At 75.4% G+C, this 796-nt stretch carries 2 protein-coding genes; both read right to left on the reverse strand.

What is annotated here, in order from left to right; all coding sequences use genetic code 11:
• On the reverse strand, positions 1 to 312 hold a 312-nt coding region (locus SSBG_RS14810; protein WP_037869799.1), incomplete at its 3' end, for a copper resistance protein CopC.
• A gap of 10 nt (positions 313 to 322) precedes the next feature.
• Positions 323 to 787 carry a copper chaperone PCu(A)C gene (locus SSBG_RS14815; protein ID WP_008746923.1) on the reverse strand — a complete coding sequence of 155 codons (465 nt, stop codon included), beginning with the start codon at positions 785 to 787 and terminating at the stop codon, positions 323 to 325.
• Between the last annotated feature and the right edge of the window lie 9 nt (positions 788 to 796).

Raw genomic sequence — 796 nt, forward strand, 5'->3', positions numbered from 1 at the left:
GGCGTTGTCGGAGACGCCGATCTTCTCGGAGAAGTCGAGCACGACACGGTCCGGCGCGGTGTCGAGCACCGAGCCCTGCGTCGGGTCGCTGTCGATGAGCGCCGCGTGCGCCGAGGCGGGCGCCGCCCCCGCGAGCACGGCGAGCGGCGCGGCGGCCAGGCTCGCGAGGAGCAGGGCGAGCCGACGGCCCAGGGGCGGCCGACGGCGGCCGGGAGCGCGGCGGCGGGCCGTGCCGGGCCGGGCGCCCCCGGGGGCGCGGACGGCCCCCGGGGTGCGGGCGGTGCTCAGAGCGAGTGGTGCGGGGCTGCGCATCGGGTGCTCCTCACTGCTTGTCCTGCGTCTCCGCGGGGGGCTGGTAGGTCGTCTCCTTCACCGGCAGGACGGCCTTGACGGCCCCGGACCTCGCGAAGTGCAGGGTGATCGTCACCGTCTCCCCGCGCTTCGGCGTATGCCGGAGCCGCTCGAACATGAGGTGGTTGCCGCCGCGCGCGAAGTCGAGACGGCCGTGCGCCGGGACCTCGAAGGAGTCCTGCTCGCGCATCTGGCCGTTCTCGGTGCGGTGCAGGGTCACCTCCGGGGCGAGCGGGCTGGTCACGGAGGTGAGGCGGTCGGCGCCGCCCTTGTTGGTGACGACGAAGAAACCGGCGGCCATGTCGTCGCTGACGGGCTGCGGTACGAAAGCGGTGCTGATGCTCAGCGCGGGCTTCGCGTCGTCGCCGCTGCCGCCGTCCCCGCCGCCGCAAGCGGTGAGGGCGAGGGCGAGGCCCCCCGCGAGGAGCGCGAGCAGCCCTGTACG

The organism is Streptomyces sp. SPB074 (assembly GCF_000154905.1).
Lineage (GTDB): Bacteria > Actinomycetota > Actinomycetes > Streptomycetales > Streptomycetaceae > Streptomyces.